The sequence below is a fragment of the Sediminibacterium ginsengisoli genome (genome assembly GCF_900167075.1).
Lineage (GTDB): Bacteria > Bacteroidota > Bacteroidia > Chitinophagales > Chitinophagaceae > Sediminibacterium > Sediminibacterium ginsengisoli.
Map to the genome: position 1 here is coordinate 499154 of NZ_FUWH01000001.1, position 20365 is coordinate 519518.

General features: G+C 47.2%; 16 protein-coding genes. 13 read left to right on the forward strand and 3 right to left on the reverse strand.

Features of this window, described 5'->3' with window-relative positions; translation table 11 throughout:
* Positions 1–6 precede the first annotated feature (6 nt).
* The 3 genes from B5D42_RS02330 to B5D42_RS02340 all read left to right on the forward strand — a co-directional run bounded on the left by B5D42_RS02330 (position 7) and on the right by B5D42_RS02340 (position 2180).
* Entirely contained in the window at positions 7–753 is a 747-nt protein-coding gene (locus B5D42_RS02330) for a PPK2 family polyphosphate kinase (RefSeq protein WP_078829807.1), read from the forward strand.
* 53 nt (positions 754–806) lie between these two features.
* Positions 807–1232 carry a large conductance mechanosensitive channel protein MscL gene (gene mscL / locus B5D42_RS02335; RefSeq protein ID WP_078829808.1) on the forward strand — a complete coding sequence of 142 codons (426 nt, stop codon included), beginning with the start codon at positions 807–809 and terminating at the stop codon, positions 1230–1232.
* Between the two features lie 108 nt (positions 1233–1340).
* Positions 1341–2180 carry a segregation and condensation protein A gene (locus B5D42_RS02340; protein WP_078829809.1) on the forward strand — a complete coding sequence of 280 codons (840 nt, stop codon included), beginning with the start codon at positions 1341–1343 and terminating at the stop codon, positions 2178–2180.
* A 79-nt stretch (positions 2181–2259) separates the two neighbouring features.
* On the opposite strand, the gene dxs is transcribed toward B5D42_RS02340, so the two are convergent.
* Complete coding sequence (gene dxs, locus B5D42_RS02345; RefSeq protein WP_078829810.1) at positions 2260–4203, reverse strand: 1-deoxy-D-xylulose-5-phosphate synthase; 1944 nt, start codon at positions 4201–4203, stop codon at positions 2260–2262.
* 192 nt (positions 4204–4395) lie between these two features.
* On the opposite strand from dxs, the gene B5D42_RS02350 reads away from it, so the two are divergent.
* The 3 genes from B5D42_RS02350 to B5D42_RS02360 all read left to right on the forward strand — a co-directional run bounded on the left by B5D42_RS02350 (position 4396) and on the right by B5D42_RS02360 (position 7646).
* Entirely contained in the window at positions 4396–5445 is a 1050-nt protein-coding gene (locus B5D42_RS02350; protein ID WP_078829811.1) for a sensor histidine kinase, read from the forward strand.
* Positions 5446–5476: 31 nt separating this feature from the next.
* Positions 5477–6208 carry a LytR/AlgR family response regulator transcription factor gene (locus B5D42_RS02355; RefSeq protein ID WP_078829812.1) on the forward strand — a complete coding sequence of 244 codons (732 nt, stop codon included), beginning with the start codon at positions 5477–5479 and terminating at the stop codon, positions 6206–6208.
* A gap of 148 nt (positions 6209–6356) precedes the next feature.
* The gene (locus tag B5D42_RS02360; protein ID WP_078829813.1) at positions 6357–7646 is read left to right on the forward strand and encodes a M28 family metallopeptidase; all 1290 of its coding nucleotides are present in this window, start codon (positions 6357–6359) and stop codon (positions 7644–7646) included.
* Positions 7647–7730: 84 nt separating this feature from the next.
* Here the strand turns inward: B5D42_RS02360 and B5D42_RS02365 are convergent, their stop codons facing one another.
* Positions 7731–8486 (reverse strand): phosphoglycerol geranylgeranyltransferase, encoded by a 756-nt coding sequence (locus B5D42_RS02365; protein WP_078829814.1) that lies wholly within the window; start codon positions 8484–8486, stop codon positions 7731–7733.
* A gap of 370 nt (positions 8487–8856) precedes the next feature.
* On the opposite strand from B5D42_RS02365, the gene B5D42_RS02370 reads away from it, so the two are divergent.
* The 3 genes from B5D42_RS02370 to B5D42_RS02380 all read left to right on the forward strand — a co-directional run bounded on the left by B5D42_RS02370 (position 8857) and on the right by B5D42_RS02380 (position 14794).
* Positions 8857–12195 (forward strand): vitamin B12-dependent ribonucleotide reductase, encoded by a 3339-nt coding sequence (locus B5D42_RS02370; RefSeq protein WP_078829815.1) that lies wholly within the window; start codon positions 8857–8859, stop codon positions 12193–12195.
* Between the two features lie 164 nt (positions 12196–12359).
* Positions 12360–14102: a GMC oxidoreductase gene (locus B5D42_RS02375; RefSeq protein WP_078829816.1), complete on the forward strand. Its 1743-nt coding sequence runs from the start codon at positions 12360–12362 to the stop codon at positions 14100–14102.
* A gap of 35 nt (positions 14103–14137) precedes the next feature.
* A complete protein-coding gene (locus B5D42_RS02380) occupies positions 14138–14794 on the forward strand; it encodes a gluconate 2-dehydrogenase subunit 3 family protein (protein ID WP_078829817.1) in 657 nt (218 codons plus the stop codon).
* Between the two features lie 73 nt (positions 14795–14867).
* Here the strand turns inward: B5D42_RS02380 and metG are convergent, their stop codons facing one another.
* On the reverse strand, positions 14868–17006 hold the full coding sequence (metG, locus tag B5D42_RS02385) for a methionine--tRNA ligase (protein ID WP_078829818.1): 2139 nt from the start codon (positions 17004–17006) through the stop codon (positions 14868–14870).
* Between the two features lie 157 nt (positions 17007–17163).
* Here metG and B5D42_RS02390 point away from each other — a divergent pair, with 157 nt between their 5' ends.
* The 4 genes from B5D42_RS02390 (at position 17164) to B5D42_RS02405 (ending at position 20266) form a co-directional block, all read left to right on the forward strand.
* A complete protein-coding gene (locus B5D42_RS02390) occupies positions 17164–18039 on the forward strand; it encodes an SPFH domain-containing protein (protein ID WP_078829983.1) in 876 nt (291 codons plus the stop codon).
* A 23-nt stretch (positions 18040–18062) separates the two neighbouring features.
* Positions 18063–18251, forward strand: a complete 189-nt coding sequence (locus tag B5D42_RS02395) for a type II toxin-antitoxin system antitoxin (RefSeq protein WP_078829819.1) — start codon at positions 18063–18065, stop codon at positions 18249–18251.
* Between the two features lie 64 nt (positions 18252–18315).
* Positions 18316–19347 (forward strand): S66 peptidase family protein, encoded by a 1032-nt coding sequence (locus tag B5D42_RS02400; RefSeq protein ID WP_078829820.1) that lies wholly within the window; start codon positions 18316–18318, stop codon positions 19345–19347.
* Positions 19348–19357: 10 nt separating this feature from the next.
* Positions 19358–20266, forward strand: a complete 909-nt coding sequence (locus tag B5D42_RS02405) for a S66 peptidase family protein (RefSeq protein ID WP_078829821.1) — start codon at positions 19358–19360, stop codon at positions 20264–20266.
* Positions 20267–20365: the final 99 nt, after the last annotated feature.

Genomic DNA, 20365 nt, shown 5'->3' on the forward strand with positions numbered 1-20365 from the left:
GAATCTATGGCTCGTATTAAACTGGACAAGATCAGCACCAGGGCTCCTGAGCATCTTGATAAAGACAAAACCAAGGCAGACACTGCAAACCTGTTATCGGAACTCGATGAGCTCCAGAACCGCATGTATGCCGAATCGAAACATTCGGTACTTGTTATTCTGCAGGGCATGGATGCCAGCGGTAAAGACGGTACCATCCGTAAGGTATTCGGAACCATGAACCCGCAGGGAGTGGCAGTGAGCTCCTTCAAAACACCAACACCGGAAGAGCTGGCCCACGATTTCCTCTGGCGCATCCACAAACAGGTGCCGCAGAAAGGAATGATCAAAATATTCAACCGTTCGCATTACGAAGATATACTGGTAACAAGAGTGCATAAATGGTGCAATGATGCACAGGCAAAGGAGCGGATGCGGGCGATCAATGATTTTGAAAACCTGCTCACCACGCATAATCATACGCATATCCTCAAATTCTACCTTCATATTTCAAAAGAAGAACAGAAGAAAAGGCTGGAAGAAAGGATCAGCAACAGGGAAAAACAATGGAAGTATAACGACCAGGATCTCACCGAATCAAAACTCTGGGCTATTTACAGGAAAATGTATGAAGACTGCTTCACGCATTGCAACGAAGTGCCGTGGATCATTACACCTGCAGACCAGAACTGGTACAAGGAACATGTGGTGGCGAAAGCACTGCACAGCCTGCTGAAAGGATTGAACATGCAGTATCCCGGCATAAAAAAATGACTATTGCAGGAAATGATAAAATGTATTAATTTGTAAGATAGAAAAACAGCACTATGGGTTTTGTAAAAGAATTTAAAGAGTTTGCCACCAAAGGAAACGTAGTAGACCTTGCGGTGGGTGTTATCATCGGCGGTGCCTTCGGAAAGATCGTAGATTCGGTTGTGAATGATCTGATCATGCCGGTTGTAGGTATCCTGTTCAAGGCCGATTTCAGCAACCTGTACATACCGCTTTCAGATAAAATTCCTGCCGATGCTTCTTTACCATTGGCAGAAGCACGTAAACTGGGTCCGGTTTTCGCCTGGGGTAACTTCGTAACAGTGGTACTCAATTTTGTCATCCTCGCATTTGTGATCTTTATGCTGATCAAAGGCATCAACCGCCTGAAACGCAAGCACGAGGAGGCACCTGTAGCACCTCCGGCCCCTACTACAACAGAACAATTACTTACCGAGATCAGGGATTCATTGAAAAAATGATCCATTCTGAACTGATTGTCAATTATTTATAAAGGCAGAGCCGGCGTGGATAACTTATCGCCGGCTTTGTTTTTGTTTCTTTTTCTTTGTGCACTTAAAGCTTGAAGTGTGAACACGTCTACTTACCAGATTAAATTAGACCAGTTTGAGGGGCCTTTCGACCTGCTGCTTTTCTTTATTGAAAGAGATGAACTGGATATCTATAATATTCCGATCACCAGGATCATACAGGATTTTCTCGATTTCATTCACCAGGGCGAGAAACTGAATATTGAACTCAGCAGTGAATTCATTCTTTTCGTATCTACTCTCATGCGGATCAAGGCACGCCTGTTGCTGCCCCGCAAGGAACTGGATGCACAGGGCAATGAGATCGATCCGCGCCAGGAACTGATCGACAAGATCCTCGAATACAAACGATTCAAGGAGGCCGCAGTTCAGATGGCCGAGATGGAAGCCATGCGTATGCTCATGGTAAAACGTGGTAACCTGCAGAAAGAATTATCCGAGATCGGCGAAGATGCTTCCGAAGGAACGGAGATCCAGAACATTACCATGTTCAAACTCATGAAAGCGTTTGAACGTGTGATGCAAAGGGTGCACGACAGGCAGAACAAGCCGGTTCACACCGTGGTACGTTACAACCATACCATGGAAGGAAGCCGTGATTACATGCTGGGTTTTGTGCGTAAAGAAAAGACAGTGGCATTCGAAAAAGTATTCGAAGTGTGTGAAGACAGGATCCACGCTATCTTCCTTTTCCTTTCCATCCTCGAACTTTCACAGCAGCGTTATATGAAACTGATGGTAGGTGAGGGCAAGAACAACTTTATCGTTGAATGGAACGAGAACCGCGAAGAAGAGGAATTACCCGAACAAACGGAAGAACAACAGGAAGAGAACGCAGATGCATCTGAGGCTGAACCCGAAACAGGAGGTGAAGAATAACGATATACCGATACAGGGCAATAAAAAAAGTCATACTATTTATTCAGTATGACTTTTTTATTTATTTCAACCGGGACAATTACCCCAGCATTGTAATTGAACCTGCGCTTACCGTGATGCGGTCTTTTACCATGGAACGTACAGCTTCTGCAATTCCCTGTGCATCATAACCACATTCGCGGTGCAGTTCTTTCAGCGTGCCGTGTTCTACCAGCCTGTCAGGAATACCGAGGCGTTTCACTTCTGCATGATAGCCATGTTCGCTCATGAACTCGAGCACTGCGCTGCCTGCACCACCAACGGTGGCACCATCTTCCACAGTGATCACTTTATTGTAAGTGCTGAATACTTCATGCAATAAAGCTTCGTCGATCGGCTTTACAAAACGCATATCGTAATGAGCCGGATCGATTCCTTCCGTACGCAGTTCACGGATCGCGGCCTGAGCAAAATTGCCCGGATGACCAAAGCTGAGAATGGCCACCTCTTTTCCGTCTTTTAATTTCCGGCCTTTACCGATCTCGATTGCTTCAAATGTTGTTTTCCATTCCGGCATAACACCTTCGCCGCGCGGATAACGGATTACAAATGGAGACGTGTTGCTGTCGAGCTGCGCAGTATACATGAGATTTCTCAGTTCCTGCTCGTTCATCGGCGCACTGATCACCATATGCGGAATGCAGCGGAAATAAGGGATATCGTAACAGCCATGGTGTGTTGGCCCGTCTTCACCAACAAGTCCTGCACGGTCGAGGCAGAAAATAACCGGCAGCTTTTGTATTGCAACATCATGCACGGCCTGGTCGAAGGCTCGTTGCATGAAAGACGAATAGATATTACAAAACACACGCATGCCCTGTGTTGCAAGACCCGCGCTCACAGTAACAGCATGCTGCTCGCAGATGCCCACATCAAATGCACGATCCGGCATTTTTTCCATCATGAACTTCAGCGAAGAGCCACTAGGCATGGCGGGTGTAACCCCCATGATAAGATTATTCTTTTCCGCCAGTTCGATAATGGTATGTCCGAAAACATCCTGGTATTTAGGCGGCTGAGGGCTGTCTATTTTTTTGCGGAAGATCTCACCGGTCACTTTATCGAAAAGTCCGGGTGCATGCCATTTGGTCTGGTCTTTTTCTGCCAGGGCATAACCTTTTCCTTTTACCGTTACAATATGCAGCAGCTTGGGGCCGGGTATATCTTTGAGGTCTTTCAGCGTGTCTACCAGCTTGGTAATATTATGACCATCGATCGGGCCGAAATAACGGAGCTTGAGTGCTTCAAAAAGATTGCTGCTCTTGCTAACCATTCCTTTCATGCCTGCTTCGAGCTTGCTGGCCATATCCCGGCTGAACTTTTTGCCGATAGGAAGCTTGCCTAATATATTCCATACTTCATCACGCACTTTGTTATAGGTAGGGGATGTGCTGATATCGGTCAGGTATTCTTTCAGTGCGCCCACGTTGGGGTCGATGCTCATGCAGTTATCGTTCAGGATAATGAGGACATCGCTGTCGGCAACACCCGCATGGTTCATCGCTTCAAATGCCATACCTGCGGTCATGGAACCATCACCGATAACGGCCACCGATTTGCGGTCTTCGCCCTTATATTTTGCAGCCATCGCCATACCGAGAGCTGCTGAAATGGAAGTAGAAGAGTGCCCTACACCGAATGTATCATAATTGCTCTCACTTCTCTTCGGGAAACCGCTCAGGCCGTTGTATTTACGGTTACTGGGGAAATTATCTCTCCGGCCGGTCAGGATCTTGTGGCCGTACGCCTGGTGGCCTACATCCCATACCAACTGATCGTAAGGTGTATTATACACATAATGAAGGGCAACGCTGAGTTCCACAACGCCAAGGCTGGCCGCGAAATGTCCGCCGTGCACACTTACTACATCTATAATATATTGCCTTAATTCATCACAAACCTGGTGTAATTGCTCGCGGGAAAGCTTTTTGAGATCGTCAGGGTTATTGATGGATTGTAACAGAATACCAGGTGAAATCTCCATGTGAGAATGGGTTTATCTTGTAAAAATAAGTGATAAACTTAAAATATTACGCCAAGATTTGTAGGAAAGTGCCGGGCAGAAATACCCTGTTCATCGGTAGAAACGGGGATTTATGCCAGACAGATGCAGATTTTACCATTAATCAAATTTCATTGTTTGCCGGGAAATCTTTACTGGTATATTTGTTTCAACATGAGAAGTAAATCTTCATTATACTGGTGGTGCCAGCTGGGCGGTTGGTTGTTCTATGGGTTAACCATGGTATTCTTTGCCTTTATCTTCGAGAATAAGTCAAATAATATCTTCTATCCGCGGGTGACCATTACCATTCTGTCAGGTCTTGTGTTCACGCACCTTCTCCGTGAACTGATTATCAGGCTGGAACTTCGTCCTCCTATACAGTTGCAGCGCTGGTGGCTGATGACCATTGCGGTACTCAGTATCATTGTTCTCTACAGTCTTACCAACAGCGCCATCGTAGAATGGATGCATTTATACGATCCGCAGAAAAAAGTATCTGTCGAAAAACGCTTCCTTTCCAATCTTATCTTTGATTCTCCATTATTAATGGTTTGGGTATCAATTTATTATGTATGGCATTACATTGAACTTGGTACGAAGAGCGAAATTCAGAAAGTGAAACTTGAAAGTCTTGTAAAAGAGCTTGAACTCAAGACGATCAAATCGCATATCAACCCGCACTTTATTTTCAATGCGCTGAACAGTATCAGGGCACTGGTAGACGAAAATCCGGGCAGGGCCAGAACGGCAATTACAGAACTGAGCAATATCCTGCGCAGCAGCATGCAGGCCGAAAAGCAGGAAACCGTTCCGCTGGAAAAAGAACTGAGCATTGTAAAGGATTACCTGGCGCTTGAGCATATCCGCTTTGAAGACCGCCTTCAGGTAGAATATGAGATCGATGAAGATACCCTGGATCAGCCGGTACCGCCAATGATGCTGCAGACCCTGGTGGAAAATGCCATCAAACACGGTATCGGTAAGCAGAAAAGCGGTGGTATTATTAAAGTTGTTTCCGATTTCAGGGACGATTACCATGAACTGATAGTGCAGAATACCGGCCAGCTGAACGGAAATGTGAACGAGAGCGACGGTTTCGGTATCAACAGCACACATAACAGGTTAAAACTCCTGTTTGGAGGTAAAGCCACTTTTGCCATCCGGGATACCGAAGACAATATGGTGGAAGCAGTAGTAAAAATGCCTGTTCAACATTTGTAAATTTAATTTGTATATAACATAACTTCGTGCTATGGCTATTAAAGCAATTATAATTGACGACGAAAGGCTGGCCCGCAACGAACTGAAAAAGCTCCTGCAGGATCATTCGGATATTGAAGTCATTGAAGAGGCGGCCAATGTGGACGACGGAATTGAAAAAATAGAATCCCTTAACCCGGATCTTGTTTTTCTCGATATCCAGATGCCCGGAAAGACCGGCTTCGACCTGTTAAGCGAAGTAGAAAAAGCACCCAAAGTGATTTTTACTACCGCTTACGACGAATATGCTATCAAAGCTTTCGAGGTAAATGCACTGGATTATCTGCTGAAGCCCATCGAGCCCAAAAGGCTGGCCGACGCAATCCAGAAACTGCAGGCAGAGATATTCAAAGAGAATGCCGGCATCAATGGGTTTAACCGCGGTCCGCTGACCGAACTCGACCAGGTATTTGTAAAAGATGGCGAGCGTTGCTGGTTTGTGAAGCTGGGTGAGATCCGCCTGTTTGAAAGCGTGGGTAACTATGCCAAAGTGTTCTTCGGCACCAACAAGCCGCTGATCCTGAAATCGCTGAATGCGCTGGAAGAAAGGCTGGATGAGCGCATGTTCTTCCGTGCCAACCGTAAACATATCATCAATCTCCGCTGGATTGAAAAGATCGAACCTTATTTCAACGGCGGATTGCTGGTAGACCTGAAAGGTGGCGAGAAAATTGAAGTGAGCCGCCGCCAGACGGTTAAATTCAAAGAAATGATGAGCCTTTAAGGCCAGAAACAATAATGGTGAGCCCCTGTTGATGAAACAGGGGCTTTTTTTATATCGCCCTTTCATCCTCTCACATAAACGCCGCAGGCTGTGATGAAAATATTGTTATCTTTCATCCGGTTCAATTCAAAACACAAAAAACAAACGGATGAAAAAGAACAGCTTATTGTTGCTGACGCTTATGGCAACAACCGCTTCATTTGCACAGAATATTGATAATATCATCAATGTGAAGGAAGTGGAAAGAATAGAAAGAGTGCTTGCTGCAGATGATATGCAGGGCCGCCGCGCTTTCACGCCGGGTATCGATAAGGCCGCTGCCTTTATTGCGGATGAATTCAAAAAAACAGGCCTGCAAACGCTGAACAACAGCGGAACTTATCTGCAGTCCTTTGCTATGATACGTCCTAAAATGATCAGCACCACTGCAACAATTGATGGTGCAGCAGCAGATGCAAAAGATGTGGTGGTATTCACCTGTCAGCCCGAGCTGAAAGTAACGGAAACTTCCGGTTACGAAAAAGCGACCATGGCTGCGGGCGCCAACCTGCGCACCGAGGTAAATAAATATGTGAACAGCAACAAGAACTACATCGTTTTTGTGGATACCAGCTTTTCAAAACAGTTCGCTAATCTGAACAGGCTGAAATCGCAGTTGTACAAATCAGACAAGAATGTGATCTTCATTGCAACGGCAACTGCGCCTAAAACCTTTACGGTAGAGGCAAAACATGAGATCACTGAAATGAAGCTGGCGAATGTGGTAGGAATCCTGCCCGGTAAAAGCAAAAAGAATGAATATGTGATCTTCTCCGGTCACTATGATCACCTGGGGATCAATACCCGTAACATGGTAAATAACGATTCCATCTACAACGGCGCCAATGATGATGCTGCGGGAACCACTGCGGTAATGATGCTGGCCAAATATTTCAAAGCACTGAACAACAATGAACGTACCCTGATCTTCGCGGCATTTACTGCCGAGGAAGTAGGTGGCTACGGCGCTACTTATTTCTCACGTCAGTACAATCCTGAAGAAGTGAAAGCGATGTTCAATATTGAAATGATCGGTACCGAAAGTAAATGGGGTAAAAACTCTGCCTACATTACCGGTTATGAGAAGACCAGTATGGGCGAGATCCTGCAGGGCAACCTGAAAGGAACAGGTTTCGAATTCCATCCAGATCCGTATACCGATCAGAACCTGTTCTACCGTTCGGATAACGCAACGCTGGCAAGGCTGGGCGTTCCTGCACATACCATTTCCACTTCAAAAATGGACAGCGAACCCAATTACCACAAAGCCAGTGACGAAGTAGGCACGCTGGATCTGGACAACATGACCATGATCATCAAAGCGATCGCATTGAGCTCAAAAGGCATTGTGAGCGGGAAAGAAACGCCAACACGCGTAGATACCTCTACCTTACGCTAATCAATCGTAAGGATCAGCATAAAAGGAAAGCCGCAACGATATCGTTGCGGCTTTCCTTTTATAGCTATTTGTTAAACAGGATAATTATACTTCTACTGCAACGCTGTGCACTGCCGCGCTCATTTCACGGATCAGGGACGGATCTTTTTCAATAGCATTACCTACCACGATCACATCGGCACCGGCTTTGCAGTTGCGGTAAGCTTTTTCAGGTTCGGTAATGCCGCCGCCAATGATCAGCGGTACTTCAATATGCCTGGCAACCCTTTCGATCATGCTTTCCGTAATGGGCCTTTTGGCACCGCTTCCGGCATCCATATACACCAGCTTCATGCCCAGCATTTCGCCGGCCATGGCTGTACACATGGCAATATCATTTTTATCTGAGGGGATAGGAGTGGCGTTGGAAATATATGATACGGTGGTGGGTGCGCCGCCATCGATCACCATATAACCTGTTGGCATGATCTCAAGGCCGCTCTTTTTTACAAAAGGAGCACTGATCACATGCTGACCGATCAGGAGTTCCGGATTACGCCCCGAGATCAGCGAAAGGTAAAGCAGCGCATCGGCATATTTGCTTACCTGCGATGGTGAGCCCGGGAAAAGTACTACCGGGATATGGCAGAGTTGTTTGATGCGGCGGATACACTCATCCAGGTGACTGGAAATTACAAGGCTGCCGCCAACAAAGAAATAATCCACCTTAGCGTCAACAGCAAGTGTAACCAACTTATCGATATGCTGCTCTTCAATCTTATCCGGATCGATCAGTACGGTAAATGATTTTTTACCGGATCTTTTCTTTTCAACGAATTGATTATATAACAATTGCTTCATTCAGTTATAGATGGATACTATTGCAAAAATGCAGAAAAGTTTTTGTTTGACAGTGTCTTGTTTGTATTCATGTGAAGATAGCTTATTCAGACCACTTCGGCTGCAGTGATTTACGGGCAATAATTGTGCCTGCTCGATTGTATCCATTTACGAAAAATTGCCGGATTTGCAGCATGTTTTTGTGTTTTTTTCTGAAGAAAAATTTACTTCAGTAAAATAAAGCCTTAAGCTGCTTTATGCACAGCTTGTTGATATTTCCGGCCTTGAAAAATGATGATAGCTGGATACTTTCGTCAACCGCCCGATACCGTAGCTGATTCCGGAACCCGGGCGGGATCTATCTTCCTAACCCGCAAAAAACCACTCGCTCATGGCTACTAAAACCTCTGCCGTCAAAGGCCTGCAATTTCGTCGCCGCTTTACACGCTATGATGTCAGTCCGTATGATCAGTTCGAATACGATTACCGCGACAGCGTTATTAAAAACCCGAATGGGGAGAAAGTATTTGAAATGAACAATGTAGAGGTTCCGAAGCAGTGGAGCCAGATCGCTACAGATATCCTCGCCCAGAAATATTTCCGTAAGGCCGGCGTTCCCCAGCCTGATGGTTCTACAGGCAGGGAAACAAGCGTAAAACAGGTTGCGCACCGTATGGCCAACTGCTGGCGCGCCTGGGGAGAACGTTATGGCTATTTTGCCACTGAAAAGGATGCACAGGTGTTTTACGAAGAACTGGTGTACAGCATCCTTAACCAGTCTTGCGTACCCAATTCTCCGCAATGGTTCAATACCGGTCTTCATGAAAGCTATGGGATCACAGGTAAACCGCAGGGCCACTACTTTGTAGATCCGGCAGATGGCCAGCTGAAGAAATCCTCCAATGCTTATGAAAGGCCGCAACCACATGCCTGCTTTATTCTCAGTGTGAACGACGACCTGGTTAACGAAGGCGGGATCATGGACCTCTGGACCCGCGAGGCCCGTATCTTCAAATACGGATCAGGGGTAGGAACAAACTTCTCACAGATCAGGGGCTCGAATGAAAAGCTCAGCGGCGGCGGTACTTCCAGTGGCCTGATGAGTTTTCTCAAGATCGGCGACCGCGCCGCCGGCGCTATCAAAAGCGGCGGTACCACAAGACGGGCTGCAAAGATGGTCTGCCTCGACCTGGATCACCCGGAGATCATGGAATTCATCAACTGGAAAGTAAAAGAAGAAGATAAAGTGGCAGCGCTTGTTGCCGCAGGTTATGATAACAGCTATGAAGGGGAAGCTTATGCAACAGTATCCGGCCAGAACTCGAATAATTCCGTCCGGATCCCGAACAGCTTTTTCCGCGCGCTGGAAGAAGACGGCGAATGGGAATTGAAAGCACGCACAGATGGCCGCGTGATGAAGCGTATCAAAGCCAGTGAAGTATGGGATAATATCGCCAATGCCGCATGGCGCTGTGCAGACCCCGGAACGCAATACGATACAACCATCAATGAATGGCATACCTGTCCGCAGGGTGGCCGCATCAACGCGTCCAATCCATGTTCGGAATATATGTTCCTGGATAACACCGCATGTAACCTGGCTTCCGTAAACCTGCGTAAATTCCATAATGATGCAACAAATGTTTTTGACGTGGAAGGTTTTGAATACACCACGCGTTTATGGACAACCGTGCTTGAAGTGTCTGTGCTGATGGCGCAGTTCCCTTCAAAAGAAGTGGCACGTCTTTCTTATGATTACCGCACACTGGGATTAGGATTCGCCAATCTCGGCTCAATGCTGATGGTCAGCGGCATTGCTTATGACAGCGATGAAGCGCGCGGTATTGCAGGTGCTATTTCCGCTATTATGACCGGCGTAGCTTATAAAACCTCTGCTGAAATGGCGGCTTTCCTCGGACCTTTCGAAAAATACCAGGAGAACCGGAACGATATGCTGCGTGTAATGCGCAATCACCGCGCGGCGGCTTATGATGCAGAAGAAGCATATACCGGCCTTGAGATCAAACCACAGGGTATCAACGCAAAATATTGTCCTGATTACCTGCTCACCGCAGCTACGAAAGCCTGGGATGAAGCCGTTCAGCTGGGCGAAAAATATGGTTACCGCAACGCACAGACCACCGTGATCGCGCCAACCGGAACCATCGGTCTTGTAATGGATTGCGATACCACAGGTGTGGAACCGGATTTTGCACTGGTTAAATTTAAAAAATTATCCGGTGGCGGTTACTTCAAGATCATCAACCAGTCAGTGCCGCAGGCGCTTAAGAACCTGGGCTACAGCGAGGCGGAAGCAAAGGCGATAGAGCAATATGCAGTAGGTGCAGCAAGCTTTAAAAATGCACCTTTCATTAATCCGGAAAGTCTTGCAGCAAAAGGACTGACGGCAGAAGAGATCGGCAAACTGGAAAATGCGGCACGTTCTGCATTCGAGATCGGTTTTATCTTCAATCGCTTTACACTTGGCGATGAATGCCTGGAAAGACTTGGTTTCAGCGAAGCACAATATGCAGACTGGAGCTTTAACCTCCTTGAGGCACTTGGCTTTACAGAAGAAGAAATTGAAGCAGCGAATAATTATGTATGCGGAACGATGACCGTAGAAGGTGCACCATACCTGAAAGAAGCACACCTCCCTGTATTTGACTGTGCCAATAAGTGTGGCAAGATCGGCGAACGTTATATACATGCATACGGACATATCCGTATGATGGCAGCCTGTCAGCCATTCCTCAGCGGCGCTATTTCCAAAACCATCAACCTGCCGCATGAGGCAACCGTGGAAGAAATAGCGGACTGTTATATGCTGAGCTGGAAGCTCGGACTGAAAGCGAATGCATTGTACCGCGACGGATCGAAGCTGAGCCAGCCACTGAGTAATAAGGCAGAAAAGAAAAAGAAAACAGAAGATGCAGCAGAAACGGAGGAAGCAGCTGTTTCATTACAGGAAAGCAATATTGTAGACCTGGGCAAACTGACAGTGGAAGAACTGCTGGAAGAAGTGCAGAAAAGAATGCATGCATCTACTGATACACAGCTGAAGCGTGCATTATCTAAAATTGTAGAGAGAAAATCATTGCCGGCCAAACGTCGCGGGTTTACACAGAAAGCCCGGATCGGTGGCCAGGTATTATTCCTGCGTACGGGTGAATACGGAGACGGAACGCTCGGAGAGATCTTCATCGATCTTGCGAAGGAAGGTTCCACGCTGCGCAGTCTCATGAACTGCTTTGCGATCGCTATTTCGGTAGGTCTGCAATATGGCGTGCCGCTGGAAGAGTTTGTAGAGAAGTTCGTGTTTACCAAATTTGAACCAGCCGGCATGGTAGATCATCCGAATATCAAGACCACCACATCACTTGTAGATTTTGTGTTCAGGGCACTGGCTTACGAGTACCTCGACAGGACAGACCTGGTTCACGTGATCGACAGGCCGGTGATCGGAAATACGGGAGAAGACGCACATGCGCCCGAATTGAGCAATATGCGCGTGATCGCTTCGGCAAATGCAAGTGCTGCGGCACAATCGCAGAAACTGCACCGTGCTGCGGGTGGTCAAAAAACAGATACTGGCCTCGATGCCGTAAACATGGCCGCCAAGAATATGCAGAGTGATGCACCTGCATGTAACACCTGCGGGCATATCACCATCCGGAGCGGTACCTGCTACAAGTGCCTCAACTGCGGCAACAGCATGGGATGCAGTTAACAACACAGGCCCTTAGATTCAATTGATAAGACGCCACCTGGTTTACCGGGTGGCGTCGCCCATTAAAGACATGCAGTGCAGAAATTTATGGCAAAAAAAATATGTGTGTTACCCGAAAAATCATACATTCATTTCTTCAACGATCTAACTAACAAACCTGCCTTATGGGAGACCTGCAAATAAAAAAAGAATCCAAGAAATACGATGCCGTGATCGTGGGTTCGGGAGCTGGTGGCGGAATGGCTGCTTATGTACTGGCCAATGCCGGACTGAAAGTGTGTCTGATTGAAGCCGGCCCTGATTATGATCCTGCCAAACACTCTTCACAGTTCAAAAATCCATGGGATTCACCACGCCGCGGTGCAAGTACCAAGTTCCGTCCTTTCGGAGATTTCGATGGTTGTTACTGGGGCTGGGAGATTGATGGCGAACCTTATACCATGGCGCCGGGAAGTGATAAGTGGGATTGGTGGCGTGCGCGTATGATCGGAGGCCGTACCAATCACTGGGGCAGGATCTCACTGCGTTTTGGTCCGAAAGATTTCAAAAGAAGAAGTATAGATGGTTTGGGCGATGACTGGCCGATCGGCTACGAAGACGTGAAGCCTTATTACGATAAGATCGACAGGCTGCTCGGTGTGTTCGGTTCTAACGAAGGCTTGGAAAATGACCCGGACGGCATCTTCCTGCCGCCACCCAAGCCGCGCCTGCACGAACTGATGATCAGGAAAGCTGCAACCGGGATAGGAGTGCCGGTTATTCCATCCAGGCTTTCGATCCTCACCAAACAGATCAACAAAGAACGCGGCGCCTGTGTGTATTGTGCACAGTGTGGACGCAGTTGTAAACTGGCAGCGGATTTTTCATCATCATCCGCGCTGGTAAAACCGGCAGTGGCTACGGGGAATGTAGATGTGGTAACCAATGCCATGGCAAGAGAAGTGATCACTGACAAAGAAGGAAAGGCAACCGGTATTTCATTTGTGAATAAGACAGACATGATGGAATACCAGGTAAACGGCCGTGTGGTGATACTTGCAGCCAGCGCCTGTGAAACAGCAAGACTGCTGCTCAATTCAAAATCACAACGCCATCCGAACGGACTTGCCAATGAAAGCAACGTAGTAGGAAAGTACCTGCACGATTCCACCGGCGCAGCGTTAGGCGGTGTGCTGCCGCAGCTCTTCGGCCGTAAACGATATAATGAAGATGGTGTGGGTGGTATGCACGTATATACACCGTGGTGGCTGGATAATAAAAAACTCGATTTCCCCCGCGGGTATCATATTGAATACTGGGGCGGCATGTCGCAGCCAGCTTATGGCTTCGGATTTGGTATGGAAGGGCTGAACGGTAAGTATGCAGTTCATGGCAAAACCAAAGAAGCCGGTGGCTATGGTGCTTCGCTGAAAGAAGATGCGCGTTTCTTCTATGGCGCCGGTGTAGGCATGGCTGGCCGTGGAGAAGCGGTTCCCAATATCAATAATTATTGCGAGATCGATCCGAGCGTGGTAGATAAATACGGTATTCCGGTACTGCGTTTCCATACCAAACATTCGGATTACGAGATCAAGCAGGCCAAGCACATGAAAGAAACTTTCAAGGAGATCATGCATAATATGGGTGCTATTATTACCTGGGGCGGAGATGATAACGAGAAGAATAATTATGGCCTGAATAATCCGGGTAACATCATTCACGAAGCCGGTACTGTGCGCATGGGTGCAGACCGTAAAACATCGGCCCTGAATAAATGGAGCCAGGCACACGATTGCAAAACATTGTTTTGTGTGGATGGCAGCCAGTTTACATCGCAGGCTGATAAAAATATAACCTGGACCATTCTTGCACTTTCCATGCGTGCTTCAGAGTATATCATCGATGAAATGAAAAAACAAAATCTTTAAATTCTTCATTCCCTGCGGGGATAAAACAGATCCTTATGGACAGAAGAAAATCGATCAAGGCGCTTGTTATCGGAACCGTTTCTGCGGGAGTGGTACTGGATGCCTGTAAAACAGAAGACAAAAAAGCCACTGCTGCAGCTACAGGGGCAGCGAACGATGACGACCGCATGCAGGAAGAAAAAGATGCCCTGAAAAAACTCAAAGCCCAGGAAAACTTTTTCACGCCGCACGAAATGGCAACGCTGACCGTGCTGGTAGATATTATTGTTCCGAAAGACAGTGTCAGTGGCAGTGCAACCGATGCAAAAGTACCGGAGTTCCTGGAGTTCATTGTAAAAGATATGCCTTACCACCAGACACCGATGCGCGGAGGTCTGCGCTGGCTGGATATGCAGTGTCTGAAACAATTTGAAAAATCATTTGTTGATTGCTCAGAGACACAACGGATTGCTATGGTGGACCAGATCGCTTATCCCGCCAAGGCAAAACCTGAAATGAAACAGGGCGTTGCATTTTTCAATCTTGCACGCAATCTCACCATGACCGGCTTCTACACTTCAGAGATCGGGGTGAAGGACCTGGGTTACATGGGTAATGTGCCTAACCAGTGGAACGGTGTTCCGGAAGATGTGTTGAAGCAATATAATTATGCTTATACTGATCAGGACCTGAAAGTGTGTATCAGTTATTGATCCGGTTCAAATGTTATCAAAGAAGAAGCCCACTCGATCATGAATGGGCTTCTTCTTTTATGTAAGGAGCGTCTTAGCTTACACCGCTTCCCGCATTGATAGCGGTTTCCGGATTGATGAAATGAAGTTTGCCATTTGCATCTTCAGCCATCAGGATCATGCCGTTGCTTTCGATGCCTCTCATTTTCCTTGGCGCGAGATTTACTACAACAGTAACCTGTTTGCCGGTGATCTCTTCCGGTGAAAAATGCATTGCTATGCCGGAAACAATCGTTCTGGTTTCAAAACCGAGATCCACCTGCAGCTTTAACAGCTTGTCGGCCTTCTCTACTTTTTCCGCACTCACGATCGTTCCCACGCGCAGGTCGATTTTCGCAAAATCATCGAATACGATTTCCTGTTTAACAGGCTTTATTGCTGTTTCTTCTGTTGTAGCTGCATTTGTATCCATAGTAACTGTTTCCCTGCTGATGGCAGCATTTTTTAATTTTTCTACCTGGTAAGTGATCTCCGCATCTTCTATTTTTCTGAACAGCAATTCCGGTGCTCTTAATGAATAGCCTGTTTTCAGCAATTGCATACTGCCCGCATTTTCCCACTCCAGCATCTTGTCTACCACTTTCATCATATGGCAAAGTTTCTTTGCTGTGAAAGGCAGGAATGGATGAATGAGGATAGCGAGGTTGGCTGTAAGCTGAAGACAGATATGCAGGCAGTTGTCGATCAGCTGCTGGGCTTCTGCAACAGGTTTGCCATCTTCGCCGGTTTGTTTGGCAACGATCCATGGTTCTTTCTTCTGCATGTACTGGTTGCCGGTACGTGCCAGGTTGATCACTTCAAATAAAGCATCCCGGAATTTGTATTCTTCCAGCAACACAGTGATCTTTTGCTTAGACTGGGCTACGGCATCGATCACAGCTGTATCCAGCTCGTCCATGCTGCCTGCATGCAATGGCGGAACTTTACCGCCGCAGAGTTTATGCATCAGCACGAAAGTGCGGTTCACAAAATTTCCGAAAATGCTCACCAGTTCGCTGTTGTTGGCATCCTGGAAACCTTTCCACATGAACTCGCTGTCTTTTGTTTCCGGTGCGATCTGTGTAAGGTAATAACGAAGCACATCAGCCATCTGGCTTCCGCCGTTTTCTTTGTTGATAAAGTCGTCTATATAATCCTGCATTTCCAGTTTCCAGTTCCGGCTGGTACTCATCTTGTCGCCTTCCAGGTTCATGAACTCATTGGCAGGAACATTGTCGGGCAGAATATCGCCGTGCAGCTTCAGCATCACCGGGAAGATGATGCAATGGAAAACGATATTGTCTTTGCCGATGAAATGCACCAGCTTGGTATCTTTTTCCTGCCAGTAAGGCTTCCAGTCTTTGTCATTGTCCAGCGCCCATTGTTTGGTAGCGCTGATATAACCGATCGGCGCGTCGAACCATACATAGAGCACTTTTCCTTCAGCATCTGGCAGCGGTACTTTTACACCCCAGTCGAGGTCGCGGGTAACGGCACGGGGTTGCAGGCCGCCATCGATCCAGCTTTTGCACTGGCCCACAACATTGGCACGCCAGTTATCGCCGTTCTCTTTCAGAATCCATTCGCGTAAAAACGCTTCGTGACGATCCAGTGGCAGGTACCAGTGCTTTGTTGATTTTTTAACGGGCACTTTACCGCTCAGCGTACTTACGGGGTTGATGAGTTCATCCGGGCTCAGGCTCTTTCCGCATTTTTCGCACTGATCGCCATAAGCACTTTCATAGCCGCAATTGGGGCAGGTGCCTTTGATGTAGCGGTCGGCAAGGAAGGTCGCCGCTTCTTCATCATAATATTGTTCGGATTCTTTGATTTCAAGATCACCGTTGCTGTTCAGCATGGTAAAGAATTCCTGCGCTGTTTCATGGTGTATGGGGGCGCTGGTGCGGTGGTAGATATCGAATGCAATCCCCAGGTCTTTGAAGTTCTGTTCAATGATCGGGTGGTATTTGTCGATGATCGCTTTTGCGGTAGTACCTTCTTTTGTAGCCTGGATGGGTATGGCCGTTCCGTGCTCATCGCTGCCGCAAACGAAAACAACGTCTTTTTTGGCGGCTTTGAGGTAACGCACATAAATGTCGGCAGGCAGGTAAGCGCCAGCCAGGTGACCGATATGCTTCAGCCCGTTTGCATACGGCAATGCTGCCGTAACCAGATATCTCTTTGGATCCTTCATAATTTCTCTTTAAGCCTTCCGGCGCTGCAAAAGTAAGTCAAGTATGCCATTTGACTCGTTTTGGCCGTTTCCCGGGCATTCCGGCGGAATATTATTATTTGGAATCAGGGAGCGATTAATTATATTTGATATCAAAACAATATCAAAACAATTGCATATGGAAAAGATCAAAAAAGCGATTTCGGGGTTTGCAGCCCTTCTCGCAGCGGTTATTCTTTTTATAGGAGGTATCCTTCTCTGCGTTCAGGCCGGTTCAAAAACGGAGCCAGATGGATTATTGATAATGCTGATTATATTATGTTTTGCAGGAGCCATAGTGCTTTGCAAAGGGTTGCTGGTGGTACAGCCTAATTACAGCGTTGTACTTACTTTCTTCGGAAAATATGTGGGCACGGTGAAGGAGAACGGTCTGCTGTTCGTAAACCCGCTTTTCACCAAGCAGAAGATTTCACTGCGTTCTCAGAGCCTGGAAAGTGCCAAGCTGAAAGTGAACGATAAAATGGGTAATCCTATCGAGATTGCCGCGGTTATTCTCTGGCAGATCCAGGATACTTATAAGGTCGCTTTCGATGGGGTGAACTTCGCTTCCTACATGACAAACCAGAGCGAAGCAGCCATCAGGCACCTGGCTTCTACCTGTCCTTACGACAGCATCGAAGATGAGCATGCTGCCATTACCCTGCGCGACGGCGGCGATGAAGTGATTGCCATGCTCGAAGCCGAGCTGAACGAAAGGATGGCAAAAGCCGGTATCGTGATCACAGAAGCGCGGATCAGCCATCTCGCTTATTCGCCTGAAATTGCAGGTGCGATGCTGCAGCGTCAGCAGGCTACAGCTATTGTGGCAGCCCGGAGCAAGATCGTGGAAGGTGCAGTGGGAATGGTTGAAATGGCGCTGGAACTCCTATCCAAAAAGCAGATTGTAGAGCTGGATGAAGAAAAGAAAGCAGCCATGGTCAGCAACCTGATGGTAGTGCTTTGCGGAGAAAGAGGCGCTACACCGGTTCTGAATACCGGCACATTGCATCAATAATGCATAACCGTTAATTCTGCAAGTTGAGCAAGAAATCATTTGTATTAAGATTGAACGAAGACGCGTATGCCGCTCTTGAAAAATGGGCGGCAGACGAGTTTCGGAGTGTGAACGGCCAGCTGGAAATGCTGATCGATAAGGCATTGAAGGATGCCGGACGGAAAAAAGAAGTACAAGCGGGAGCGGCTAAAACAAAAAGCCGGAAACCCTGAAAATGGATTCCACCCGGTCATAAAAAAAACAATACCTCTGCTGTGTTTGTTTTATTTTCGGCGGATGAACAGGAAACATTTTCTGGGCACGATCGCTTCTGCCGGCGCTTTTCTTTTGCCCTCAGCCGGTATGGCAGCCAATACCGTCACCCGGCGCAAAGAGCGCATCGTTGTTCCGCCTTATCTGGTACCCGGCGATCTGATCGGGATCAGTTGTCCTTCCGGTTATATTCCAGAAGCTGATGTGTTGCCCGCAGCAGCGCTGCTCGAAAGCTGGGGTTTCCGCGTGCTGAAAGGAACGACCGTTGGAAAAAGAGATTTTACTTTCGGTGGTACCGATGATGAACGTACTGCAGATTTCCAGCAGATGCTCGATAACCAGGAAGTAAAAGCCATTCTTTGCGGCCGCGGTGGTTATGGTGTGGTGCGTATGATCGACCGGTTGAACTTCGGAACTTTTATGCGTGCTCCAAAATGGATCATCGGGTTCAGCGACATCACCGTTTTTCATAATCACCTCAATCATGCACTGCACGTAGCTTCTGTGCATTCCAAAATGTGCAACAGCTTTCCTTCCGACTGGTCAAAAGCGGATGCAGTACAAGTGGAAACCATCCTGTCTATCAAAAAAGCACTCACCGGCGAAACCATGGAATACAAAGCTTTACCAGATCTGCGTAACAGGCCCGGGCATGGCGAAGGCGAACTTGTGGGCGGAAACCTGTCTATTCTTGAAACCCTTGCGGGAAGCGTTTCAGACCTTGATACCAAAAACAAGATCCTGTTTGTGGAAGATGTTGGCGAGCCTTTATACAAGATCGACAGGATGTTCTGTAACCTGCTTCGCACCGGTAAGCTGGAACATTTGAAAGGCCTGCTCGTAGGCGGATTTACCAGTATGAAAGCAGAAACACCCGGCGATGAATTCGGAAGATCCGTGCAGGATATTGTCTGGGAAAAAGTAAAAGCATTCGATTTTCCTGTTGCTTTCGGGTTTCCTGTAGGACACCAGAAAAATAACTTCGCGCTCAAATGCGGCATCCGCCACCGCCTGGAAGTAAACGGCGAGATAACGACCCTGAAAGAAATCAAATAAGTGTAGAACGATGATCAAGATCCCTCCGTACCTGAAGAAAGGTGATACCATTGGAATTGTTTGCCCGTCCGGACAAATGCCTTTTGAAAAAGCGGCCACCTGCATAGAAGTGCTGAAGCAATGGGGTTACCATGTAGTGGTTGGCAAAACCCTTGGAAGCCAGTTCCATTATTTCTCCGGTACGGATGAAGAGCGCCTGGCCGATTTACAGCAGATGCTCGATGATGATAGTATTAATGCCATTCTCTGTGGCCGCGGTGGTTATGGGATGAGCAGGATCGTAGATCAGCTGGATTTCTCCCGTTTCAGAAAAAAGCCGAAATGGGTGATCGGGTTCAGTGATATCACCGTTTTGCACGCACATATTTACAACAGGCACAAAACAGCCTGCCTGCATGCCCCGATGGCCGGCGCCTTCAATGAAGGTGAATACGAAAATGAGTTCATTCAATCTTTACGCAAAGCCATTGCAGGGAAGAAGAGCAGCTATAGCTGTGCAGCACACCCGTTCAACCGCAAGGGGAAAGCTGAAGGAATATTGATAGGCGGAAACCTTTCACTTATAGCACATATTATCGGTAGTAAATCAGCATTCAGCACAAAAGGAAAAATCCTTTTCCTGGAAGATGTGGGTGAATACATTTACAATGTAGACCGTATGTTCATCCAGTTAAAGCGGAGCGGAATGCTGGATGAACTGGCCGGGCTGATCATCGGCGGTTTCTCCGAAATGAAAGATACCCTGATCCCTTTCGGTAGTGATGTGTTCGATCTGATCAGTGAACATGTTGCCGGATATGATTATCCTGTTTGTTATGATTTTCCTGTCAGCCACGAAAGAAATAACTACGCTTTGAAAGTAGGCCTGGAACATACATTCCACGTCACTGCCGGAAAAGTAACCCTGAAAGAAATATAGGAATCATTCGGATTTTATTGTTGATCCTGTCTCACAACGTCCCCCAAACCGGTGATCGATGGAATTGATTATTTTTGCAAATCAATAGCCAAAAATCTA